Below are 23,656 nucleotides of genomic sequence, written 5' to 3'. Positions count from 1 at the left end.
ATATCAGAACACTTTCTTATACGGTCGAACCGTCACCTTCGCATACACACCTGCTGCAACATACGGATCTGCGTCAGCCCAGGCCTGAGCGGCTTCCTGGGATTCAAACTCAGCAATAACCGTAGAGCCGGCAAAACCGGCGGCGCCCGGATCGTTACTGTCTACTGCAGGCATAGGGCCGGCGGTCAGTAATCGACCTTCATCCTGAAGCAACTGCAAACGTGCCAGATGCGCAGGGCGCACAGCCTGGCGTTTTTCGAGCGAATCAGCAACATCTTCAGAGTAAATCACGTAAAACACGGCGAAGCTCCTTAACCGGTAAAAGTGTCAGTTACGTTATGTGAAAGGGCAAACGACTGCAATGTAAAATAAAAACAATGTTAATACCCTGATCTGAATGCGCCTTTTTTGGCCTCTCATGCGCTAAAGTTGCGTCAGAACAAAGTGTCTTATTGAATATGATTGCTATTTGCATTTAAAATCAGTGTTCGGTTTTTTAACGTTGATGACTATGACTTCGATGACCCTTGATTTACCTCGCCGCTTTCCCTGGCCGACGCTGCTTTCTGTCGTGATTCACGGTGCCGTTGTGGCGGGTCTGCTGTATACCTCGGTTCATCAGGTTATTGAAATGCCAGCGCCCGCGCAGCCGATTTCGGTGACGATGGTCTCGCCAGCGGATCTTGAACCGCCGCAGGTTGCCCCTCCGCCGCCACAGCCGGTGGCTGAACCGGAGCCAGAACCCGAGCCTGTTCCGGCGCCACCGAAGGAAGCCCCGGTGGTGATCCACAAGCCTGAACCGAAGCCAAAACCTAAGCCGAAGCCAAAACCGGTGAAGAAGGTCGAAGAGCGTCCGAAACGCGAGGAACGTCCGGTTGAACCGCGCGCGACCCAGCCGGTAGAAAATGCAGCGCCTTCACGTCCGGTGATGAACAATACGGCAACGACTTCAAAGCCAACGATTACCGCGCCAGCGGGCCCGCGAGCCGTAAGCCGCAATCAGCCTCAGTATCCGGCGCGAGCTCAGGCCTTGCGTATTGAAGGCCGCGTACGGGTGAAATTTGATGTCACTGCGGATGGCCGCGTGGATAACGTGGAAATCTTGTCTGCTCAGCCTTCTAATATGTTTGAGCGCGAAGTGAAATCTGCCATGCGCAGATGGCGCTATGAGCCAGGCAAGCCGGGCAGCGGATTGATTGTTAATATCGTTTTCCGCCTGAACGGCGGGGCGCAGATGGAATAAAAAAAGCCTCCGAAAGGAGGCTTTTTTTTGCCTGTCGATCAGGCTTATGGAAGTTGACGAGGTTTACCCTCGCTGTCCACTGCGACATAAATAAACAGCGCTTCAGTGGCCTTATAACGCTGCCCAATCGGCTCAGAAGAGACTTTCTTCACCCAGACTTCGATGTTGATGGAAATGGAGGTATTGCCACGTTTCACGCAGCGCGCGTAGCAGCAAACCACATCCCCTACCGCAACCGGGCGCAGGAAGGTCATGCCGTCCACCCGCACCGTCACCACGCGCCCGTGGGCGATCTCTTTTGCCAGAATTGCGCCGCCCATATCCATCTGCGACATCAGCCAGCCGCCAAAAATATCGCCATTGGCATTGGTGTCAGCGGGCATTGCCAGTGTGCGTAAAACCAGTTCGCCCTGAGGGGCGTTAGTTGTTGTCATTGTTTTAACTCGTAACGGAAGACTTCAGGCGGGATGCTACTATGATTTCAAAGCGGAGAGAATAGACCAGAACGCCTGTCGTTGACGTTCTGGTCAGTCATTAATCAGTGCTTGTCGTCCTGCGGCATGTGGCGATAGATGTATACGCCGCTTAACAGCGTGAAGATAAGCGTCAGCGCAGTCAGGCCAAAGACCTTAAAGTTGACCCAGATATTCTGCGGCAGCCAGAAAGCAATATAGATGTTAGCGAGACCGCAGAGAATAAAGAAGACCGCCCAGGCGATATTCAGACGGGACCAGACGTGTTGAGGCAGCGTCAGCTCTTTGCCCAGCATGCGCTGGATCAGCGGCTTTTTCATCACCCACTGGCTGATTAACAATGCGCCCGCAAACAGCGCGTAAATGACGGTCACTTTCCACTTAATAAATTCATCATTGTGGAAGAACAGGGTAAGCCCGCCGAATACGGCGACCAGGACGAAGGTAACCAGCGCCATTTTTTCGACTTTACGATAGCGAACCCAGCTGTAAATCAGTACGACGGCGGTCGCAACGATCAGCGCAGTGGTGGCGGCATAAATATCGTACAGCTTATAAAAAGCAAAAAAGACCACGAGCGGTAAAAAATCAAGAAACTGCTTCATTCTGTGATTCCATCTTCTGAGCGGGGCGGGAGACTGCGATGTCCCCCGCCTCCAGATTACTGACGAATTAACGTATACAGGCGGAACAGATAGACCAGCAGTACCGCTGAAATCAGATTGCTCAGCGTATTCGCCACTACCGCGCCAACATTGGGCGTTAATACCGCAAAATTCGGCGCAAACAATAACAGCAGCGTTTTGGCGAGCAGCCAGCCGATCACGGCGGGCGCCACCAGACGCATATTAGCCCATGCCAGTCGGATGCTGCTGCGCATCGCGGTAAAAATCCCCATTTTATCCTGCACGACCATCACCGGCGCAAATGAGAGCACGATAGCCAGTAACACACCCGGCACCACGACCAGCATAATCCCCATCTGCACCAGCAGGGTGGTTAAAAAGATCAGGATAAACAGCTTAGGTAAGACCGGCGCGCTGGCACCAATCGCCCGCAAGGCGCTGACCCGGTGACCCGCCGATACCAGCTGAATCATCAGCAAAACGCCGCCCGCCAGAATTGCATTACCAATCAGGCCTGAGAACGTGGACGCGGCAGAAGCGCGCAGCAGAATTTGCTGCTGCTCAGGCGTCATGTTTTGCACCAGTTCAAACAACCCCACGCTACCCGCAAGGTGGTCGCCCTGGCTGAGGCTGGCAATCTGTTCTTCACTCGGTGAGAAGGCATGGCCCAGCACCACCGTGATAAAGGCACATAGCAACGCGATCAGTAAAAAGGTTATGAACTGATTGCGGAAAAAGTTTCCCGTGTCACGGTAGACAGACTTCGCCGTGATAGACATGCACTCTCCTTGAGTATTGCAGGTGTTAATTAGCCGGCAATTGTACACCGGATGCACCTGCTGTGGCAGCATCAAGGCTTGTATGGAAAAGCATATCTTTGTAAAGCGGCGGTAATCCAACGCGGGCGCGGGCGCGGTTACAGGCTTCGTTGACCTGCCCATCTTCCCCCGACATGGCAAATTCCCGGCACGGGCTGGGGCGATCCTCATAGATAGAACACCGGGTAGAGACCCCAGGCTCGCCCTGTAGCGCAACACAGCGAGCCTGCTTTTGGTTTGTGCCGCTCATGCAGCGCAGAAAGGGGGTTAACGGCTCGGTAAGATGAACCGGAACGGCACCGCCGCCATCGCTGGCTTCGGCCCAGTAGAAAGAGACTCGAAAATACGCACAACAGGCTCCGCACGTCATGCACGGGTTAATATCACTCATGGCACACCTGCAAAAGAAGAACGCATCAAATCAACTTGTGAAGCGATAAATTATCCAGCCGCCAGAGGAAGAGCAAGAGGGGGAAACGGGAAAATTTTGTAACCGTGAAATGCCAAAAATTGACATGGAAACAACTTATTGGTTTTGGATGCGTAACAAAAAATTAATCCAGATCAATGAATGTTAAGTTACTGGTTTTAATGTGATCTGTGGCAGATCACTTATTACCCTTTTGTGAGTATATTCTCACCCGCGATTAAAACCACAACGATGGAGTGGATATGAAAAAATTAGCGGTGGCAGCCCTTGTATTAAGCAGTCTCTCTGGCGGCGCGTATGCGCATGAAGCAGGCGAATTCTTTATTCGTGCCGGTTCGGCTACGGTTCGCCCAACTGAAGGATCGGATAACGTGCTGGGTATGGGCGGTTTTAGCGTCAGTAATAACACCCAGTTAGGTTTAACGTTCACCTATATGGCGACGGATAATGTTGGTGTTGAGCTTCTGGCAGCAACGCCGTTCCGTCATCGCGTGGGTCTCGGGCCGACCGGTGATATCGCCACGGTTCACCATTTACCGCCAACGCTGATGGCGCAATGGTACTTTGGTGACTCAAGCAGCAAGGTGCGCCCTTATATTGGCGCCGGTGTGAACTACACCACCTTCTTTGATGAGAAATTCAACGATACCGGTAAAGAGGCGGGTCTGACGGATCTCAGCCTGAAAGATTCGTGGGGCATGGCGGGACAGGTCGGTCTGGATTACCTGATTAACCGCGACTGGCTGATCAACGCCTCGGTCTGGTACATGGATATTGATACGGACGTACGCTTCAAGGCGGGCGGTCAGCAGCAAAGTATCAATACTCGGCTGGATCCGTGGGTGTTCATGTTCTCTGCGGGTTATCGTTTCTGATCCGCCGTCAAACTGGCCACAGGGTGGCCAGTTTGATTTGCTCACTTCAAAACGACGGATAAACCGGCCGCTCATCAAGCTTTACGCAATGCCTCAGGATCGTTTCCCCATCATATAAATAGCTGAAAGCGTCGCTCGACTGGGAATGGAAGAGAATATCGCCGTTGGCAAACGGGATAATTTCGGTATCACCCGCACGTTTGTGCCCCGCGCCGGTTTCAAAATGACCGTGCCATCGTTCCTGGGTGTGGTCATAAACGTGAAGAATAACTTCGACAAGTCCTCTTTGCGGACAATTAAGGCGCAGGAAGGTAGAAGAGAAATTCAGGGACAGTGCATGGAAGGGAATCAATAAGGCGAAAACCAGTAAAGCTCGTAAATACATCAAACCGCGAAAACCTCCTTCAAAAGGGAAATGAGATTTTACTTAAGTCGAAAACTGCGTTTTTGCCGTGGATCAAGATGTCTTATAATTCAATACGATAAAGGCCCCTTACGAGGCCCTTAGCGATCATTTTTGAATCAGATAGCGAATGGTGGGGCCATCCTGCTGGATATCCAGCACCGTATAACCGTGGTTTTTCGCATCCAGCGGTATGTTGTTGATGGACTGCGGGCAGTCGCTGACCACCTCCAGAATTTCACCTTTCTTAAGCTGCGGTAGTGCTTCAAGCGTAGCAACCGCCGGATAAGGACAGGGCTCACCGACCATATCCAGACGGTAATCAGGCACGATCTCTTTCATGCGGCGTTCTCCTGCGTTTCAGGTTTGACAGTGGCACGGCGGAAGAAGCGTTTCTCCTGTGCGACGACCAGTAAAAAAGCGACCAGCAGCAGGGCGTAGGTGACCAACAGGCCGCCGAGAGGCCCGAAGGTATTCAGCAGGTTGACCTTGTCCCAGCTGGTGGCCAGGACGGGAGACAAGTTATCCCAGTAATACGCCAGGATCGTAGAACCAATCACATTTCCCAGACCCACCCACCAGTAATGCACCTGGCCTTCGACGGCGCGATACATCCAGCCGGTTTCACACCCGCCAGCCAGCACGATCCCGAAGCCGAACAGCAGGCCGCCAATGACCGCGTTAGGACCGGCCCACATGATTTTTGGTTCGACGCCCAGTTGAACATAGCTGAAGATGCCGATGGCGCTGACCGCCATCCCGGCGATAATCGCCTTCGCCATCATCGTGCGCCCGGTGATCCACATATCGCGAAACGCGGAGGTGAAGCAGATCTGCGCGCGTTCAATGAGCAGACCAAAACCCACACCGAACAGCATCGCCAGACCGAGTTTGGGCTGATTCAGAGCGGTGCAGAGCGCCCATGCGATCATGGCGAAAAAGACCAGCATTCCGAGGCGGAAACGGTGGCGTGCCTGAGAGGGCTTCTGGGTTAACGGAGACGCTGCGCTGACTTTTACCATTTTCACTGGAATGCGAAACAGCGGCAGTAGAGTGAATTTTGCGCCAAAGTAAGAGCCAATGGCCGTGGCGACAGCAAAGAACCAGGCGTGAAGAGAAAACTGAGGGATCCCGGTAAAGAAGGCGGCAAGGTTGCACCCCATCGCCAGGCGCGCGCCGAATCCGGCAATTATGCCGCCGATAATCGCCTGCAGAATGCGGATCCGGCTTTTGGGCATACGCAACTTAACGTTGTTTGCCCACAGCGCCGCCGCGAAACAGCCGCCGAACATGCCGATGATCATCATCCCGTCGATGCGGGTGAGCGGCGTACCGTCCAGATGAATGAGTTTAAAGTAGCCCCACTCTTCGGCATGTACGCCAGCGAGTTGCAGCAGTTGGCCACCCCAGCGGGTGAACTCGCCGGTTACGGCCCAGAAGGTACCGGTAATGCCAAAATAATAAGTAGAGAGAATGCCTGCCGCGATAACGGCCGGAACAGGTGACCAGAACTTAACCAGGTAAGTCTGTTTGAAGAATTGCCATGACATGAAGAAGCCTCTGAACTCAGAAGGAATATGTGGAATTAACGGACTGGAATATATAACTTTTTTCCTTACTCTAAAACCTCGCTGATGCCTTTCTCTAAAATACCTCCCTTTTTCATGACTTTTATCACTAAACCGAGCGGCTTATTCAGCCACGCCTGGCTTCAGGATGCGACAGCACAGGCGTTGAATAAATATTTAAATAGTTAATGTTATGTTAAGGCATGCTAAAGCTCGATGCAGGCGTTTTCAATGGCGAAAACTGATTCTATAACCACTGATGAATTCATGGCCATTCATCAGAAGTTGTACCGAATTTCAAAGACGTGGGGTGATTTATGGTTGACGTTATTTTTTTTACGTACTGAAAGCTGCCGGGTTGTAAACATAAAATACAGTGATATTAACGATGATCTGTTGTATCTCGCGGCAACACCAAAATTTGAGTCGCGGACAGTGAGACTGTGCAAGATACTGCGGCAATTATTTAATAAAAGAAAGCTAGCTAACCCCCTGGATATCTATGTTTTTCAAAGTAAATCAAATCGCGTAAAAGGCGTTGCAAAGCCAGTAACAACGGTGGCGATGAATATAGCCCTTAAAGAGGCCGCAAGAGAAATTGCAAACAAAAATGTCACCATGAAAAGTGCTCAGCAGATAATGGACTAAGAAGTTTGCAAAGATCCGAGTGGCCGTAGTCTTATTTTTTATAAGACGTACAGCTAAGGTACGTCATAAAATTACATCAAAATACACGTCTCAGAGGAATGATATTACACCACTGTTTTTTATACTCCATTCCGGCGAAGTTTTTTCCCAATGAGAATATGATTTGTTTCTCATCCCGCGCACACAGCTCTCGGGCGCGATTATAATTTTCCCAGAGCAAGACGCTCCCCGCACCAATGTCATTATATTGGGGATCATATCCACCATTGATGTCATCGAAATAAATCCATTCGGGGCATTCAGTTTTGAATATTAAATCAATTGCTATGATTTTTTTATTGAATGCGAGCGCGGAGCCAAAAACCATATGCCTCAGATTTTCAATAGCATCCAGCAGGTTCTCTCTTGGATAGGGTGATATCTTACCGCGCCAGCGAGCATTAAATAAGTTTATGTAACTGTCGCAAATTTCCTCAGCAGAAAGAGTGTTCACATCCAGTATTTCCCCTCCAAGCTTGAGGAAGCGATTCCTTTCGCCATTTCTTTTCTTAATCGTTTTTGGAGAAAATACAGATTTCATATGACATATCTCATCATTCAGCATTTTACTGCTGAATGAATTGATGAACACGTTTTTCTGTAATGGCGAAAGTTTTTTTGTCCTGACGGGAAGGAAAAATTTTGAATGAGGGGCGCTGGGTAATATTATATCCTCAAAAACAAACGGGTGCGATTTTGAATAGAGATTCAGGGATCCACTGATGGAGTAAGTTGATGAGACAATAATACCATCTTTTTTTCTACAGAAAAAACGAATGTCTTTTTTTCGTTTGTTTGCCAGGTAAGTTAGCACATCCGGGTGTGTGCATACACTTCCGCCATAAACAGAATAAGCCTGACGGTAAATACTCAGATCGCACTCTTCCCATCCACAAATGAAACTTCTTAACATTTTGACCAAATATTTTTTGCAATAACAGATATACGCATACTTTATACATTCTTTGCAGTATGTAAATCGACAAAGAGATATTGTTGACTACTTGTTTAGTGAAGGGATGAATTAAGTATTAGTGTGCTATTTATTGCAACTGATATGAATGCTGGAAATGAAGAGAGCGTGTAAAAAAAGAGGACCGTCTGGCTGGGATGCCAGACGGTCGAAGGGTTAGGCTTTACGCGTCGCCGCTTTCATTGCAGTCACAAACGCTTTCAGCTCGGCCAGCATCTGCTCTGGCTTGTCCACGTTCTTTTCGATGATCTTCACAATCGCAGAGCCGGAGATGGCACCTGCCGCTTTCGCCTCAATCGCTGCGGTGACCTGATCCGGGGATGAAATCCCGAAACCCTGCAGCGGAGGCGCGGCATGGTACTCGGCCAGCTTCTCCACAAGGTGATGCAGCGGCAGCGCGGCTTTATTCTCGGCACCGGTCACGCCTGCGCGGGAGAGCAGGTAGGTGTAACCGCGCCCGTAAGAGGCTATCTGGCGCAGCAGCTCATCGTCCGCGTTTGGCGGGCAGATAAAAATAGGGGCGACATTGTGACGCATCGCAGCCTGGCGGAATGGCGCAGACTCCTCAACCGGCACGTCGGCCACCAGAACGGAGTCGACGCCCACGCGCGCGCACTCGGCGTAAAACTCATCGATACCGTGGTTGAATACCAGGTTGGCGTACATCAGCAGGCCAATCGGGATAGTGGGGTGCTTCTGACGGATCGCCGCCAGCATCTCGAAGCACTGGGTCGGCGTGACGCCCGAGGCAAACGCGCGCAGCGTCGCATTTTGAATGGTCGGGCCATCCGCCAGCGGGTCAGAGAACGGGATGCCCAGCTCCAGCGCATCGGCACCGGCTTCAATCAGGGTGTCGATGATCTTCAGCGACTGTTCAGGGCCAGGGTCGCCCAGGGTGACGAAGGGAACGAACGCGCCTTCCTGGCGGGATTTCAGTTCTGCAAATACGTTATCGTAGCGTTCCATCAGATTTCCCCTCGTGCTTTCAGAATATCGTGAACGGTGAAGATATCTTTGTCACCGCGACCGGAAAGGTTCACCACCAGCAGCTGTTCTTTTTCCGGATTGTCTTTCATCATTTTCAGCGCATGGGCCAGAGCGTGTGAAGACTCCAGCGCCGGGATGATCCCTTCGCTGCGGCACAGCGTTTTGAACGCTTCCAGCGCTTCGTCATCGGTAATGGAGACATAGTCCGCGCGACCGGTACTGTTCAGATAGGCGTGCTGCGGCCCGACGGATGGGAAGTCGAGGCCGGCAGAGATAGAGTAAGACTCTTCAATCTGGCCTTCATCGGTCTGCATCATCGGGGATTTCATGCCGAAGTAGATCCCCACGCGGCCATGCTTCAGCGGCGCGCCGTGTTCACCCGATTCAATGCCGTGGCCCGCAGGCTCGACGCCAATCAGACCCACGCTGGTGTCGTCGATAAAGTCTGCGAACATGCCGATAGCGTTAGATCCGCCGCCGACGCAGGCGATGACCGCATCCGGCAGGCGACCCTCTTTTTCGCGGATCTGCGCTTTGGTCTCTTCACCGATCATGCGCTGGAATTCACGCACGATGGTCGGGAACGGGTGCGGGCCCGCCGCGGTACCGAGCATATAGTGCGCGGTTTCGTAGCTGCCAGACCAGTCGCGCAGCGCTTCGTTACAGGCATCCTTCAGCGTCGCGGAGCCGCTGTGCACCGGGATCACTTCCGCACCCATCAGCCGCATGCGGAAAACGTTCGGAGACTGACGCTCAACGTCTTTCGCCCCCATATAGATGCGGCATTTCAGGCCGAGCAGGGCGCTGGCGAGCGCCGAGGCCACGCCGTGCTGGCCTGCGCCGGTTTCGGCGATGATTTCGGTTTTACCCATACGTTTGGCAAGCAGCGCCTGGCCCAGCACCTGGTTAGTCTTATGCGCGCCGCCGTGCAGCAGGTCTTCACGCTTAAGATACAGCGTGGTTTTGGTGCCTTCCGTCAGGTTGCGGCATTTGGTCAGGGCCGTTGGGCGGCCTGCATAGTTTTTCAGCAGGTCGGTAAATTCCGCCTGAAACGCCGGATCCTTCTGCGCACTCACAAACGCTTCTTCCAGCTGGCGCAGCGCGGGCATCAGGATTTGCGGGACGTACATCCCGCCGAACTCACCAAAATACGGGTTAAGTAATGTCGTCATCTTCTCTTCCTTAATATGCACGCAGAGTTTTAAAAACCGAGGCCAGTTTGCTGGCATCTTTAATACCCGGCTGGGACTCTACGCCTGAATTGAAATCGAGGCCTGCGCAGCCGGTTTTCGCGGCTTCTACACAGTTGTCCGGGCTTAATCCGCCCGCCAGCAGAACGTTGTCCAGCTTTTCGCCGTTCAGCAGAGACCAGTCAAAACGCTGGCCGGTTCCGCCCTGGCCGTTATCGAGGACGTATTTATCCACGTGGTTCAGGTTACGCGGGGGCAACGTATCGTCAACGCGTTGCGCTTTCCAGATCTGTACCTGCGGTGCCAGCGTGGCGCGAAGGGCATCGATATAGGCCTGATCTTCATCGCCGTGAAGCTGCACCGCGCTCAGAGATAACGCGTCGGCTTTTGCCGCAACGTCTGCAATATCTGCGTTGCGGAACACGCCCACGTAGCTGAGTGGTGCCGCGGCGATGACCTTACGCGCCTGCTCTTCGCTGACCGCGCGAGGAGAGGAATCCACAAAAATCAGCCCGCCATAAATCGCGCCGGCTTCATACGCGGCCTGGGCGTCCTGTTCGCGGGTTAAGCCGCAGACTTTGTTTTCACCCAGCAGCACGCGACGTACTGCAGCATTGAGATCGTCATGTTCCATCATGGCGGAGCCAATCAGGAAACCGTTAGCGAAGTGGCTCAGCTCGCGCACCTGGGCGTAGCTGTTAATGCCGGATTCGCTGATGACCGTGACGCCAGCGCCCAGACGCGGCGCCAGCTGGCGCGTGCGGTTCAGGTCAATGGACAGGTCACGCAGATCGCGGTTGTTAATGCCAACCACTTTGGCTTCCAGCGCAATCGCGCGTTCCAGCTCTTCTTCATTACTCACTTCGGTCAGCACGCCCATGTTCAGGCTGTGCGCCACGGCGGAAAGCTGGCGGTACTGCTCGTCGTCAAGTACCGAGAGCATTAGCAGGCAGGCGTCGGCCTGGTAAAAGCGCGCCAGCCAGATCTGATACGGATCGATAATAAAGTCTTTGCACAGGATCGGCTGCGGCGCGATGCCGCTGACGATCGGCAGAAAATCGAAGCTGCCCTGGAAATATTTCTCATCCGTCAGCACGGAGATGGCTGACGCATGATGCTTATAAATGCCGGCAATACGTGCCGGGTCGAAATCGTCACGAATAACGCCTTTTGACGGGGAGGCTTTTTTGCACTCAAGAATAAACGCGGTGCGCGCACCCTGCAGGGCATCATAGAAACGACGTTGGCTTGGTACGACGTCATTCTGGAAACTGGCAAGCGGCTGCTGTTGCTTGCGGGCTTCCACCCAGATGGCCTTATCGGCAACGATTTTCGCTAAAACGGTCTGCATTCTTTACCCTCTTGCCGCAAGTGCGGTAACGCGATCGTAAGCTGCACCGGAGCGCAGTACATCCAGAACTTTTTGAACGTTGGCCTTCAGGTCTTCCTCACCGTGCAAACGCATCAGCATGGCGACGTTGGCAGCAACGGCGGCCTCATGAGCGACCTCTCCCTTACCTTGTAATAAGCGCGTCAGAATGTCACGGTTTTCTTCCGGCGTACCGCCGGCCAGCGCTTCCTGGTGATACGGGGTTAAACCAAAGTCAGCGGCTTCCAGCTGGTAGCTCAGGATTTCACCGTCGCGCAGTTCGGCTACCAGCGTTGGCGCATGCAGTGACACTTCGTCCATTCCACCGCTGTGCACCACGGCGGCACGCTGGTAACCCAGCACACGCAGCGTCTCGGCAATCGGCAGTACCAGTTCCGGACTGTAGACACCGATCAGCGCAAGCGGCGGGTGCGCCGGGTTGATCAGCGGGCCGAGCACGTTAAACAGCGTGCGGGTTTTAAGCTGCTGACGAACCGGCATCGCGTGGCGGAAACCGGTGTGATACTTCGGCGCAAACAGGAAGCAGACGCCCAGGTCATCCAGCGCTTCACGGGAACGCTCGGCGTTCATATCGAGATTAATACCGAATGCGGCGAGCAAATCGGAAGAACCAGACCGGCTGGAAACGCTGCGGTTACCGTGTTTCGCGACCTTTAAACCACACGCCGCCGCCACGAAGGCGCTGGCGGTGGAGATATTGATGCTGTTACTGCCGTCTCCCCCGGTGCCAACAATATCGGCAAACTGATAGTCCGGGCGCGGGAACGGGGCGGCATTTTCCAGCAGGGCCGTAGCGGCACCGGCGATCTCCTGCGGGCTTTCGCCGCGGACTTTCATGCTCACCAGCGCGGCCGCCAGCTGCTCAGGCTTCAGCTCGCCGCGAACCACGGCGGAGAAGAGCTGGTGGCTCTCCTGTTGGCTCAGGGTCTGCGCCTGGTACAGTTTTTCCAGAATCGGCTGCAGGGTATTGGTCTGCTCCAGCTTCTGTAACGCCCAGTCGAGCGTCTGCTCCAGCAGGCGGGCGCCGTGGGAGGTCAGGATCGATTCCGGGTGGAACTGCAGGCCGCAGACGCGATCCGCATCGTGACGTACCGCCATCACCATCCCTTCAAACGAGGCGTTAATGGTCAGCCCGGCGGGAATATTGCTGCCAACCAGCGAGTGATAGCGCGCGACCGGAAGCGGGTTCGGCAGCCCGGCAAACATTGCCTGGCCGTCATGTTCAATGCTGGACGCTTTACCGTGCAGGATCTCACCCGCCTGGCCGACGTAGCCGCCGTAGGCTTCAACAATTGCCTGATGGCCGAGGCAGATGCCGATAATCGGCAGCTTGCCGCGCATGCGGGTCAGCAGCTCCGGCATACAGCCTGCTTCGCTCGGTGCGCCTGGCCCCGGGGAGAGCATCAGCACCGGGTTTTGCATGGTTGCCAGACGGTCAATCAGGGTCTGCGCCGGGACGTGGTTGCGGTAGATAACAACGTTGTGGCCATTCGCACGCAGTTGATCTGCCAGGTTGTAGGTAAAGGAGTCGATATTATCGAGCAGCAGAATGTCAGCCATCAGAAAATCTCCTGTGCATGGTGTGCGGTAGCAATGGCGCGAAGGACCGCACGGGCTTTGCTGCGCGTTTCGTCAGCTTCAGACTGCGGAACAGAATCAAGAACAATTCCGGCACCCGCCTGGACGGTAGCAATGCCGTCTTCGACATAGGCGGAGCGGATCACGATGCAGGTATCGAGGTCACCGTGGGCCGTGAAGTAGCCTACCGCGCCGCCGTAGCTGCCGCGACGGCGTCCTTCGGCCGCGGCAATCAGCTGCATGGCGCGCACTTTCGGCGCACCGCTCAGGGTGCCCATGTTCATGCAGGCGCGATAGGCGTGCAGCACGTCGAGGTCGTGGCGCAGCTCGCCCACTACGCGAGAGACCAGGTGCATCACGAACGAATAGCGGTCGACTTTAGTCAGGTCCGCCACGTAGCGGCTGCCCGGGGTACAAATACGGGCCAGATCGTTACGCGCCAGATCGACCAGCATAAGGTGCTCGGAGAGCTCTTTATGATCGGTACGCATTTCCAGTTCGATACGGCTGTCCAAATCGCGATCCAGGGAGCCATCGGCGCGACGTCCACGCGGACGGGTTCCGGCAATCGGGTAGATCTCAATCTGGCGGCTGGTGGCGTCATATTTCAGCGAGCTTTCCGGCGAGGCGCCGAACAGCGTGAAGTCGTTGTCCTGCATAAAGAACATGTATGGGCTTGGGTTGCTCTTTTTCAGCACGTCGTAGGCGGCGAGCGGCGACGGGCAGGGCAGAGAGAAGCGACGGGACGGTACCACCTGGAAAATTTCCCCGGCGCGAATCGCCTTTTGCATCTGGCGAACCACGGCGCCGTACTGATCGTCAGTCTGGTTCACATCGCAGGTCATTTTTTCAACCCGCTGCACCGGAAGTTCAGGGGGCGCTTCCGTCATCTGCTGCTGGAGCTGCGCGATGCGGTGCTCAAGACGGTTTTTCTCAGCTGTCGAAGGCGTGAACAGGCTGGCCTGGATACGGGTGTATTGTTTCTGATGGTCGATCACCAGCAGGGTTTCAGCCAGATAGAAACAATAGTCCGGGCAGCGATTACCCTGCTCGGTTTCCGGCAAATCTTCAAATCCGGCGACCAGGTCATAAGCAAACAGCCCACCAAAGAACATCGCCTCACGCTCGTCTTCCGGCACGGTAACCAGGTTCTGCAGCAGGCGGAAGGCATCGAAAACGGACAGGGAGCAGAGGCGCGCGTCTTCGTCCAGCAGTTGGCTCACCGGCGGGAAATGCAGAATGCGCATTTCTGGATGAAGTTCGTTTTCAATGCCTGAAGGCAGGGCTACATCCAGCAGCGGCAGCAGCGATGCGCCGTTATCTGACAGCGCCTTAATTGTGACAGTGTCACCTAAAGCGGTAATGCGCAGCGCGCTGTCGACCAGCAGAAGGCTCTTGAGATCGTCTTTGCTGTCGATGTCTGCAGATTCCAGTAGCAGCGTTGCCGGACGTGCCCCGCACACCTGATGAAACAGCGCGGTGGGGTTGTGGCGATAGGCCGCCTCGCAGGTCAGCAATTCGAGATGAGGTTTGGCTGTTTGCATGTTGGTGTTCTCATTTATTCTGTTCAAAAAAAAGCCCGCTGAGTAGCGGGCGGGTATCTGTTTGCATTTCGCAGACGCGTGACACTGCCCGATGATCAGGAAGTACGCCACCAACCGTGCAGAGTGAAATGTGCTGTCATTTTCAGATACCTTTCTCGTGTGAACTTGCGTACTAGTTAACTAGTTCGATGGCGTGTTGTCAACCCTTGATTTCAGAATTTCGCGTGAAGTCGGTATCATGGGGTTTTCGGATGTCTCCAACCTGTTATGGGAAGTGCTTTGAGCGATACCACCTACGCCATTATTTATGATTTACACAGCCATACTCAGGCCTCTGATGGCCTGCTGACACCCGAAGCCCTGGTTCATCGTGCCGTTGAAATGCGCGTCGGTACGCTGGCGATAACCGATCACGATACGACAGATGCCATTCCGGCGGCGCGCGCTGAGATCGCCCGCAGCGGGCTGGCGCTAAATCTGGTGTCCGGCGTTGAGATTTCGACCGTCTGGGAAAACCATGAGATTCATATCGTTGGCCTGAACATCGATATAGACCATCCGGCACTTATTGCCTTTTTGCAAGAACAAAAAACGCGCCGCAACCAGCGCGCAGAGATGATCGGCGAGCGTCTGGAAAAGGCGCATATTCCGGGCGCGCTGGAAGGTGCGCAAAAGCTGGCGAACGGCGGGGCAGTCACCCGCGGTCATTTCGCCCGTTTTCTGGTAGAAGCAGGCAAAGCGACGACCATGGCGGATGTTTTTAAAAAGTATCTGGCGCGCGGGAAAACCGGATACGTTCCGCCACAGTGGTGTACAATAAAACAAGCTATTGATGTGATTCATCATTCTGGCGGTAAGGCCGTGCTGGCACATCCGGGGCGGTATAATCTTTCTGCTAAATGGCTGAAAAGACTGCTGGCACACTTTGCCGAATGCGGTGGCGAGGCGATGGAAGTCGCCCAGTGTCAGCAGGCGCCCAACGAGCGCGCGCAGCTCGCGACCTATGCCCGCCAGTTCGGCCTGCTTGGGTCACAGGGGTCTGATTTCCATCAGCCCTGCGCCTGGATCGAACTGGGGCGCAAGCTCTGGCTGCCCGCTGGCGTTGAGCCGGTCTGGCAGCTCTGGGAACAGCCGCAGCAAATTGAAGAGAGGGAAGTATGAGTCAGTTTTTCTATATCCATCCGGATAACCCGCAGCCACGTCTGATCAACCAGGCCGTGGAGATCGTCCGCAAAGGCGGCGTGATTGTCTACCCGACCGATTCAGGCTACGCGCTGGGCTGCAAAATTGAAGATAAAGGGGCGATGGAACGCATTTGCCGTATTCGCCAGCTGCCGGACGGCCATAACTTTACCCTGATGTGCCGCGATCTCTCTGAGCTGTCCACCTATGCTTATGTGGATAACGTGGCGTTTCGCCTGATTAAGAACAACACGCCGGGCAACTACACCTTCATCCTGAAAGGGACGAAAGAGGTGCCGCGCCGCCTGCTGCAGGAAAAGCGTAAGACTATCGGCATGCGCGTGCCGTCGAACCCGATTGCGCAGGCGCTGCTGGAAACCCTCGGCGAGCCGATGCTCTCTACCTCGCTAATGCTGCCAGGAAGTGAATTTACCGAGTCCGATCCGGAAGAGATCAAAGATCGTCTGGAGAAGGTAGTCGAGCTGATTATTCACGGCGGCTATCTCGGCCAGCAGCCGACCACCGTGGTCGACTTAACCGAAGATGCACCGGAAGTGATTCGTGAGGGCGTGGGCGATGTAAAGCCTTTCTTGTAATGGTATAAGCAGATATACTACGCGGCCATCAAAGCAGGGCTCAGCCCTCTTTTGACCTGATTCGACGCCTGTGAAGGCGACACCTGAGGAAGCTCAATGAGCGAGAAGTTACAGAAAGTGCTGGCGCGTGCCGGCCACGGCTCACGCCGTGAAATCGAAGCCATTATTGAAGCGGGTCGCGTGAGTGTGGACGGTAAAATCGCCACGCTGGGTGACCGCGTTGAAATCGTACCGGGGCTGAAGATCCGCATCGACGGTCATCTTATCTCCGTGAAAGAGTCCGCTGAACAAATCTGTCGCGTGCTGGCTTACTACAAGCCGGAAGGCGAGCTGTGCACCCGCAACGACCCGGAAGGTCGTCCGACGGTGTTTGACCGTCTGCCTAAACTGCGCGGCGCTCGCTGGATTGCCGTTGGTCGTCTGGACGTGAACACCTGCGGTCTGCTGCTGTTTACCACCGATGGTGAACTGGCAAACCGTCTGATGCACCCAAGCCGTGAAGTAGAACGTGAATACGCGGTGCGCGTATTTGGCCAGGTTGATGAGAATAAACTGCGCGATCTGTCGCGTGGCGTTCAGCTGGAAGACGGTCCTGCGGCGTTCAAAACCATCAAATTTACCGGTGGGGAAGGCATCAACCAGTGGTACAACGTGACCCTGACCGAAGGCCGCAACCGTGAGGTGCGTCGTCTCTGGGAAGCGGTAGGCGTACAGGTTAGCCGTCTTATCCGTGTCCGTTACGGCGATATCCTGCTGCCGAAAGGTCTGCCACGCGGTGGTTATACCGAACTGGATCTGACCCAAACCAACTACCTGCGCGAGCTGGTCGGCCTGACGCCGGAAACCACCTCAAAAGTGGCGGTGGAAAAAGATCGTCGTCGCATGAAGGCGAATCAGATCCGTCGCGCGGTGAAGCGCCACAGCCAGGTGAGCAGCAGTCGCCGCTCCGGCAGCCGTAATAACAACGGTTAATGTAAAAGCCCGGTGAACTCTCCGGGCTTTTTTCTTTAGTAATCAACGCCAATTTGCGCTTTGATACCCGCATCAAACGCATGTTTGACCGGACGCAGCTCGCTGACGGTATCGGCCATCTCCAGAATATCCCGATGACATCCGCGCCCCGTGACGATAACCGTCTGGTGTACAGGACGGTTCTTCAGAGCATCCAGCACGGCTTCCAGCGGCAGGTAGTCGTAGGCGACCATATAGGTTATCTCATCCAGCAGAACCATATTCAGCGAGGGATCGGCCAGCATTCTCTTTGCATGCTCCCAGACGGCGAGACAGGCGGCTGTGTCTGTTTCCCGGTTCTGGGTATTCCACGTAAACCCGGTTGCCATTACCTGAAACTCGACGCCGTGAGGCTCCAGCAAATTCCGCTCGCCGTTGGGCCATGTGCCTTTAATAAACTGGATCACGCCCACTTTTTGCCCGTGTCCGACGGCGCGTGCCGCCGTACCGAATGCGGCGGTGGTTTTCCCCTTGCCGTTGCCGGTAAAGACGATGACGATCCCACGCTCGTCCTGTGCCGCCGCGACGCGCGCATCGACCTGTTCTTTCAGACGCTGCTGGCGCTGCTGATGACGTTCTTCACTCATTGCGAAATTCCTGGTTTACGGCCCGGCTGGGCGTCAAAGGTCATCCCGGTTTTGCGGCGGCTGTCGTCGCCCATCAGCCAGAGATAGAGCGGCATAATGTCTGCCGGGGTTTTCAGCTTCTGCGGATCTTCGCTCGGGAACGCACTGGCGCGCATTTTGGTGCGCGTACCGCCCGGGTTGATGCAGTTTACGCGCAGATGGCGGCTCTGGTACTCCTCCGCCAGCACCTGCATCATGCCTTCGGTCGCGAATTTTGATACGGCATAGGCTCCCCAGTTTGCGCGTCCCTCACGGCCAACGCTGGAGGAGGTGAACACCAGTGAACCTGAATCCGATTTGAGTAATAAAGGAAGCAGTGCCTGGGTCAGGAAAAACGTCCCGTTGACGTTGACCTGCATCACCTGCTGCCAGATATCAGGATCCTGTTCATCCATCGGACGCACTTCGCCTAACAAACCGGCGTTATGCAGTACGCCGTCGAGTCTCGGATAGTGGGCGCTGATGCGCCGGGCTAATTCCTGGCATACTTCGGGCGTGCAGGTCAGCAAATCGAGTGTATACCACGGGGCCGGTGTGCCGCATACAGCCTCAATCTCCTGAGCGACGTTTTTCAGTTTTTCTTCGTTGCGCCCGATCAGAATGACGTTCGCGCCGTAATCGGCGTAGGTCAGGGCCGCCTCGCGGCCAATCCCGTCGCTGGCACCGGTGACAAGAATAATCCGGTTTTGCAGCAGATTTTTTTGCGGTTGATAATGCACGGTGACTCCTCAGGCGACCGGTGATGCAATGGCGCCTTTATGATGACTTTTCGGCTTTATGCCCGAATTAGCCTAATAATTCAATCAGTCTACAGGACGCATTACTGTAAAATTAACAATTTGCAAATATTTAAACGTCAGTGCGGGGATTCCTGAAGGCGGCTCGCAGAGGTAATGTCACGAGCGAGACGCATGGGCAGGGCTGATGTACACTGCCGTGAAAGATTCGTGGTTAAATCAAGGTGGAACGCGTGGAATTACTTTCTCAATATGGGTTGTTTTTGGCCAAAATCGCGACGGTGGTGATTGCCATTGCGGTGGTTGCCGTTCTGATTGTCAACCTGACGCAGCGCAAGCGTCAGCGAGGGGAGTTACGCATCACCCGCCTGAGTGAGCAGTATAAAGAGATGCAGGAAGAGATGTCTTTGGCGCTGCTTGATAGTCATCAACAGAAACTCTGGCTGAAAGCGCAGAAGAAAAAGCATAAACAGGAAGCCAAAGCGGCAAAGGCAAAAGCGAAGCTCAATGCGCCGCAGGATAAGGCCACGCCACGTGTCTATGTGCTCGATTTTAAAGGCAGTATGGATGCGCATGAGGTTTCCTCTCTGCGGGAGGAAGTAACTGCCGTTCTAGCCGTGGCGACACCGCAGGATCAGGTTGTCGTGCGTCTTGAAAGCCCGGGCGGGGTGGTTCACGGTTACGGACTGGCCGCCTCACAGCTGCAGCGCCTGCGTGAAAAACAGATCCCGCTGACCGTGGCCGTGGATAAAGTGGCGGCCAGCGGAGGCTACATGATGGCCTGCGTGGCGGACAAAATTGTGGCCGCACCGTTCTCTATTATTGGCTCGATCGGCGTGGTCGCGCAAATTCCGAACTTTAACCGCTTCCTGAAAAATAAAGAGATTGATATCGAACTTCACACGGCGGGTCAGTATAAACGTACCCTGACGCTGCTGGGGGAAAATACGGAAGAAGGGCGTCAAAAGTTCCGTGAAGATCTCAACGAAACGCATCACCTCTTTAAAGACTTTGTGCATCGTATGCGCCCGACGCTCGATATTGAACAAGTTGCGACAGGCGAGCACTGGTACGGCGTCCAGGCGCAGGAGAAAGGGCTGGTGGATGAAGTCGGAACCAGCGACGATCTGCTGCTCAACCTGATGGAGGGCCGGGAACTGGTGGGCGTGCGCTTTACCCAGCGTAAGCGACTTCTTGACCGCTTTACCAACAGTGCGGCAGAAAGCGCGGACCGCCTGCTGCTGCGCTGGCTACAGCGCGGACAAAAACCGCTGCTGTAAACAAAAACGCGAGGCACATGCCTCGCGTTTTGCGTTAATCGACCAGGTGATATTTCTCGGAAAGCGTATGCGCCAGGTATTTAAACATGTTAAACACGGCGGTGCTTTTCGGGGTCGGCAACCCCTGTTCGTCAAGGAAGTATTCGCCGCTGAAAATCAGCACGCCATTACGCTGCTCTACGCCGGTGGCTTCAATACCCGCCAGCGTATCTTCGTGGTCACGGATAAGCTTGTTTGCTTCGATAAGCAGAGAGGCTCGGTCAATAGGTTGGGTCGTATTCTGCATAATCCACTCCTTAAACAGTGACAATAGTCTACGCCGAGGGCGCTTTGGGGGCAAATTTTCCCTGTAATGTGAGGGGATAAGGTACAGGGACCTGGCTGGCGGGATTTGCTTTTGCATGCTAATAAAGTTGCGTAACGAATTTTATCAGGTAGAGTGTGCGCTTTCGTCATTCTGGCAACAGAATTGCTTGACATTCAACCGGGAATTCGTCACGAATTACACGAGATGTGAGAAAAATACCCGAGAACTCAATCACCTGGGCGTCTTTTCTTTAACGCCCGGTAAGACAAAGGGGTTGATATCTCCTGACGCAGTCGCAATATCATTGGCTCGTCGTCAGCGGAAGGGAAATCAACGTGCGGCGTATTCCTGGAAGAATTAAATTAGGTAAAGGTGAATATGGGTAAAGCTCTCGTCATCGTTGAGTCCCCGGCAAAAGCCAAAACGATCAATAAGTATCTGGGTAATGACTACGTGGTTAAGTCCAGCGTGGGTCATATCCGCGATTTGCCGACCAGTGGCTCAGCCAGCAAAAAGAGCGCAGACTCTACCTCCACCAAAGGGGCTAAAAAGCCTAAAAAGGATGAACGTAGCGCGCTTGTCAACCGCATGGGTGTTAACCCATGGCATAACTGGGACGCACAATATGAAGTGCTGCCCGGGAAAGAAAAAGTCGTTAACGAGCTGAAGCAGCTGGCTGAAAAAGCAGACCACATCTATCTCGCAACCGACCTTGACCGCGAAGGGGAAGCCATTGCGTGGCACCTGCGGGAAGTGATTGGTGGTGATGACAAACGCTACAGTCGTGTAGTGTTTAACGAAATTACGAAGAATGCGATTCGTCAGGCGTTTGAGAAGCCGGGCGAACTGAATATTGACCGTGTAAACGCACAGCAGGCACGTCGCTTTATGGACCGCGTTGTGGGCTACATGGTTTCTCCACTGCTGTGGAAGAAGATTGCCCGTGGCCTGTCAGCAGGGCGTGTGCAATCCGTCGCCGTGCGTCTGGTCGTTGAGCGTGAGCGCGAGATTAAAGCCTTCGTGCCGGAAGAGTTCTGGGAAGTTGACGCTAATGTGACCACGCCGGGCGGTGACGCTCTGCCGCTGCAGGTCAGCCATCAGAACGATAAGCCTTTCCGTCCAGAAAACCGCGACCAGACCATGGCCGCCGTAGCGCTGCTGGAAAAAGCACGCTACCAGGTGCTGGAACGTGAAGACAAACCGACCAGCAGCAAGCCGGGTGCGCCGTTTATTACCTCAACGCTGCAACAGGCTGCAAGCACGCGTCTGGGTTACGGCGTGAAGAAGACCATGATGATGGCTCAGCGCCTGTATGAAGCGGGCTACATCACCTACATGCGTACCGACTCAACCAACCTGAGCCAGGACGCGGTCAACATGGTGCGCGGCTACATCAGCGACAACTTCGGTAAGAAATACCTGCCGGAAAGCGCTAACCAGTTCGCCAGCAAAGAGAACTCTCAGGAAGCACACGAAGCGATTCGTCCTTCTGATGTCTCTGTGTTAGCGGAATCACTGAAAGACATGGAAGCCGACGCGCAGAAGCTGTATCAGCTGATCTGGCGCCAGTTCGTGGCGTGCCAGATGACCCCGGCACAGTATGACTCCACCACGCTGACCGTTGGTGCGGGTGATTTCCGTCTCAAAGCGCGTGGCCGTATCCTGCGTTTCGACGGCTGGACGAAAGTGATGCCTGCGCTGCGTAAAGGTGATGAAGACCGAACTCTGCCGGCAGTGAACAAAGGGGATGAGCTCTCGCTGGTTGATCTCGTGCCAGCCCAGCACTTCACCAAGCCGCCTGCGCGCTTCAGTGAAGCGTCCCTGGTGAAAGAGCTGGAAAAACGCGGTATTGGCCGTCCGTCGACCTATGCGTCCATCATCTCTACGATTCAGGACCGTGGTTACGTACGCGCTGAAAACCGTCGTTTCTATGCGGAAAAAATGGGTGAGATCGTCACCGATCGTCTCGAAGCTAACTTCCGCGAGTTGATGAACTACGATTTTACCGCGCAAATGGAAGACAGCCTCGACCAGGTTGCCAGCCATCAGGCGGAATGGAAAAAGGTCCTCGACAGCTTCTTCAGCGACTTTACCGACCAGCTTGAGAAAGCGGAGAAGGATCCTGAAGAGGGTGGCATGCTGCCTAACCAGATGGTTCTGACCAGCATCGACTGCCCAACCTGTGGTCGCAAGATGGGGATTCGTACTGCCACGACGGGCGTGTTCCTTGGCTGCTCCGGCTACGCGCTGTCGCCAAAAGAGCGCTGCAAAACCACCATCAACCTGGTGCCTGAGAACGAAGTTCTCAACGTGCTGGAAGGTGACGATGCGGAAACTAACGCTCTGCGTGCCAAACGCCGCTGCAAAAAATGCGGCACGGCAATGGACAGCTACCTGATCGATCCAAAACGTAAGCTGCACGTCTGCGGTAATAACCCAACGTGTGACGGGTATGAGATCGAAGAGGGCGAGTTCCGCATTAAAGGCTATGACGGCCCGATTGTAGAGTGCGAGAAGTGTGGCTCTGAAATGCACCTGAAAATGGGGCGTTTCGGTAAGTACATGGCCTGTACCAACGACGAGTGTAAAAACACGCGTAAAATTCTGCGTAATGGTGAAGTGGCTCCACCGAAGGAAGATCCGGTTCCGCTGCCAGAACTGCCGTGCGAGAAATCCGACGCGTACTTTGTGCTGCGTGACGGCGCTGCGGGTGTCTTCCTGGCCGCCAACACCTTCCCGAAATCGCGTGAAACGCGCGCGCCGCTGGTGGAAGAGCTGCATCGCTTCCGCGATCGTCTGCCTGAGAAACTGCGTTATCTGGCCGATGCGCCACAGCAGGATCCGGAAGGCAACAAAACCGTGGTACGGTTTAGCCGTAAAACCAAGCAGCAGTATGTTGCGGCCGAGAAAGAGGGTAAAGCGACCGGATGGTCAGCTTTCTTTGTCGATGGCAAATGGGTTGAAGGCAAGAAATAATCTTCCCTTACCGTAACTTACCTGTAAAAGGGCCGGATTTCCGGCCCTTTTTTATTGCCTTGTTATTATTTTTTGTTCCGTACTATACAGTCAGGCTATAAATGATATAGTGGTTATAGTTAACCTGTTTCTTATTATTAAATCGTCTTAAGCGAT

General features: G+C 54.3%; 25 protein-coding genes and 1 other annotated feature. Of the genes, 8 read left to right on the top strand and 17 right to left on the bottom strand.

The genetic code is table 11. The features are described from left to right. Positions 1–3: 3 nt before the first annotated feature. Positions 4–300 carry a YciI family protein gene (locus GXP72_RS13120; RefSeq protein ID WP_024907101.1) on the bottom strand — a complete coding sequence of 99 codons (297 nt, stop codon included), beginning with the start codon at positions 298–300 and terminating at the stop codon, positions 4–6. Between the two features lie 220 nt (positions 301–520). Between GXP72_RS13120 and tonB the strand changes: the two genes are divergently transcribed. Continuing rightward, positions 521–1,243, top strand: coding sequence for a TonB system transport protein TonB (gene tonB, locus GXP72_RS13115; RefSeq protein ID WP_208763918.1), 723 nt, complete (start codon positions 521–523; stop codon positions 1,241–1,243). Positions 1,244–1,287: 44 nt separating this feature from the next. On the opposite strand, the gene yciA is transcribed toward tonB, so the two are convergent. From yciA to GXP72_RS13095, 4 genes are all read right to left on the bottom strand, one after another. Beyond that, entirely contained in the window at positions 1,288–1,677 is a 390-nt protein-coding gene (gene yciA, locus GXP72_RS13110) for an acyl-CoA thioester hydrolase YciA (protein ID WP_208762980.1), read from the bottom strand. A 104-nt stretch (positions 1,678–1,781) separates the two neighbouring features. After that, positions 1,782–2,321, bottom strand: coding sequence for a septation protein A (locus GXP72_RS13105; RefSeq protein WP_032647595.1), 540 nt, complete (start codon positions 2,319–2,321; stop codon positions 1,782–1,784). A gap of 56 nt (positions 2,322–2,377) precedes the next feature. After that, on the bottom strand, positions 2,378–3,121 hold the full coding sequence (locus GXP72_RS13100) for a YciC family protein (protein WP_208762979.1): 744 nt from the start codon (positions 3,119–3,121) through the stop codon (positions 2,378–2,380). Positions 3,122–3,146: 25 nt separating this feature from the next. Beyond that, positions 3,147–3,551, bottom strand: a complete 405-nt coding sequence (locus GXP72_RS13095) for a YkgJ family cysteine cluster protein (protein ID WP_048990749.1) — start codon at positions 3,549–3,551, stop codon at positions 3,147–3,149. Between the two features lie 281 nt (positions 3,552–3,832). On the opposite strand from GXP72_RS13095, the gene ompW reads away from it, so the two are divergent. Beyond that, positions 3,833–4,465, top strand: a complete 633-nt coding sequence (gene ompW, locus GXP72_RS13090) for an outer membrane protein OmpW (protein ID WP_024907105.1) — start codon at positions 3,833–3,835, stop codon at positions 4,463–4,465. 46 nt (positions 4,466–4,511) lie between these two features. Here the strand turns inward: ompW and GXP72_RS13085 are convergent, their stop codons facing one another. From GXP72_RS13085 to yedE, 3 genes are all read right to left on the bottom strand, one after another. Further along, positions 4,512–4,850 carry a hypothetical protein gene (locus tag GXP72_RS13085; protein ID WP_208762978.1) on the bottom strand — a complete coding sequence of 113 codons (339 nt, stop codon included), beginning with the start codon at positions 4,848–4,850 and terminating at the stop codon, positions 4,512–4,514. Positions 4,851–4,976: 126 nt separating this feature from the next. After that, complete coding sequence (gene yedF, locus GXP72_RS13080) at positions 4,977–5,210, bottom strand: sulfurtransferase-like selenium metabolism protein YedF (RefSeq protein ID WP_003856774.1); 234 nt, start codon at positions 5,208–5,210, stop codon at positions 4,977–4,979. After that, complete coding sequence (yedE, locus tag GXP72_RS13075) at positions 5,207–6,418, bottom strand: selenium metabolism membrane protein YedE/FdhT (RefSeq protein WP_208762977.1); 1,212 nt, start codon at positions 6,416–6,418, stop codon at positions 5,207–5,209. Before yedE ends, yedF begins: the two co-directional genes overlap by 4 nt. A gap of 249 nt (positions 6,419–6,667) precedes the next feature. Here yedE and GXP72_RS13070 point away from each other — a divergent pair, with 249 nt between their 5' ends. Continuing rightward, entirely contained in the window at positions 6,668–7,084 is a 417-nt protein-coding gene (locus GXP72_RS13070) for a hypothetical protein (RefSeq protein WP_048990757.1), read from the top strand. A gap of 76 nt (positions 7,085–7,160) precedes the next feature. Here GXP72_RS13070 and GXP72_RS13065 read toward each other — a convergent pair whose 3' ends face one another. The 6 genes from GXP72_RS13065 to GXP72_RS13040 form a co-directional block, all read right to left on the bottom strand. After that, positions 7,161–8,036, bottom strand: coding sequence for a GNAT family N-acetyltransferase (locus tag GXP72_RS13065; protein WP_208762976.1), 876 nt, complete (start codon positions 8,034–8,036; stop codon positions 7,161–7,163). Positions 8,037–8,252: 216 nt separating this feature from the next. Next, positions 8,253–9,062 (bottom strand): tryptophan synthase subunit alpha, encoded by an 810-nt coding sequence (gene trpA, locus GXP72_RS13060; RefSeq protein ID WP_208762975.1) that lies wholly within the window; start codon positions 9,060–9,062, stop codon positions 8,253–8,255. Further along, on the bottom strand, positions 9,062–10,255 hold the full coding sequence (gene trpB, locus GXP72_RS13055) for a tryptophan synthase subunit beta (RefSeq protein ID WP_208762974.1): 1,194 nt from the start codon (positions 10,253–10,255) through the stop codon (positions 9,062–9,064). Before trpB ends, trpA begins: the two co-directional genes overlap by 1 nt. Before the next feature lie 10 nt (positions 10,256–10,265). Continuing rightward, positions 10,266–11,624, bottom strand: coding sequence for a bifunctional indole-3-glycerol-phosphate synthase TrpC/phosphoribosylanthranilate isomerase TrpF (gene trpCF / locus GXP72_RS13050; protein ID WP_157189312.1), 1,359 nt, complete (start codon positions 11,622–11,624; stop codon positions 10,266–10,268). 3 nt (positions 11,625–11,627) lie between these two features. Beyond that, positions 11,628–13,223, bottom strand: coding sequence for a bifunctional anthranilate synthase glutamate amidotransferase component TrpG/anthranilate phosphoribosyltransferase TrpD (gene trpD, locus GXP72_RS13045; RefSeq protein ID WP_032647582.1), 1,596 nt, complete (start codon positions 13,221–13,223; stop codon positions 11,628–11,630). Beyond that, complete coding sequence (locus tag GXP72_RS13040; protein ID WP_090416693.1) at positions 13,223–14,785, bottom strand: anthranilate synthase component 1; 1,563 nt, start codon at positions 14,783–14,785, stop codon at positions 13,223–13,225. The genes trpD and GXP72_RS13040 overlap by 1 nt, the downstream gene beginning before the upstream one ends. A 25-nt stretch (positions 14,786–14,810) precedes the next feature. Then, positions 14,811–14,904, bottom strand: a sequence feature (Trp leader region). A 160-nt stretch (positions 14,905–15,064) separates the two neighbouring features. On the opposite strand from GXP72_RS13040, the gene rnm reads away from it, so the two are divergent. From rnm to rluB, 3 genes are all read left to right on the top strand, one after another. After that, positions 15,065–15,946 carry an RNase AM gene (rnm, locus tag GXP72_RS13030; protein WP_032647580.1) on the top strand — a complete coding sequence of 294 codons (882 nt, stop codon included), beginning with the start codon at positions 15,065–15,067 and terminating at the stop codon, positions 15,944–15,946. After that, on the top strand, positions 15,943–16,563 hold the full coding sequence (locus tag GXP72_RS13025; RefSeq protein WP_003856793.1) for an L-threonylcarbamoyladenylate synthase: 621 nt from the start codon (positions 15,943–15,945) through the stop codon (positions 16,561–16,563). Before rnm ends, GXP72_RS13025 begins: the two co-directional genes overlap by 4 nt. Before the next feature lie 96 nt (positions 16,564–16,659). Continuing rightward, complete coding sequence (rluB, locus tag GXP72_RS13020; RefSeq protein WP_023312076.1) at positions 16,660–17,535, top strand: 23S rRNA pseudouridine(2605) synthase RluB; 876 nt, start codon at positions 16,660–16,662, stop codon at positions 17,533–17,535. Between the two features lie 35 nt (positions 17,536–17,570). Here rluB and cobO read toward each other — a convergent pair whose 3' ends face one another. Further along, positions 17,571–18,161, bottom strand: a complete 591-nt coding sequence (gene cobO / locus GXP72_RS13015) for a cob(I)yrinic acid a,c-diamide adenosyltransferase (RefSeq protein WP_061714976.1) — start codon at positions 18,159–18,161, stop codon at positions 17,571–17,573. Further along, positions 18,158–18,919: a YciK family oxidoreductase gene (locus tag GXP72_RS13010; protein ID WP_024907117.1), complete on the bottom strand. Its 762-nt coding sequence runs from the start codon at positions 18,917–18,919 to the stop codon at positions 18,158–18,160. Before GXP72_RS13010 ends, cobO begins: the two co-directional genes overlap by 4 nt. A 251-nt stretch (positions 18,920–19,170) precedes the next feature. Between GXP72_RS13010 and sohB the strand changes: the two genes are divergently transcribed. Continuing rightward, positions 19,171–20,217, top strand: coding sequence for a protease SohB (gene sohB, locus GXP72_RS13005; RefSeq protein ID WP_032647576.1), 1,047 nt, complete (start codon positions 19,171–19,173; stop codon positions 20,215–20,217). A 34-nt stretch (positions 20,218–20,251) separates the two neighbouring features. Here the strand turns inward: sohB and GXP72_RS13000 are convergent, their stop codons facing one another. After that, on the bottom strand, positions 20,252–20,503 hold the full coding sequence (locus tag GXP72_RS13000) for a YciN family protein (protein ID WP_023312072.1): 252 nt from the start codon (positions 20,501–20,503) through the stop codon (positions 20,252–20,254). A 399-nt stretch (positions 20,504–20,902) separates the two neighbouring features. Here GXP72_RS13000 and topA point away from each other — a divergent pair, with 399 nt between their 5' ends. Then, positions 20,903–23,500, top strand: coding sequence for a type I DNA topoisomerase (gene topA / locus GXP72_RS12995; RefSeq protein ID WP_024907119.1), 2,598 nt, complete (start codon positions 20,903–20,905; stop codon positions 23,498–23,500). The last annotated feature ends 156 nt before the right edge of the window (positions 23,501–23,656 follow it).

Origin of the sequence: Enterobacter sp. SES19 (assembly GCF_011765665.1) — a bacterium.
GTDB classification, from domain to species: Bacteria; Pseudomonadota; Gammaproteobacteria; order Enterobacterales; family Enterobacteriaceae; genus Enterobacter; species Enterobacter pseudoroggenkampii.
The sequence above is the reverse complement of the archived record's forward strand: the minus strand, read 5'-3'. Positions and strand labels throughout refer to the sequence as shown.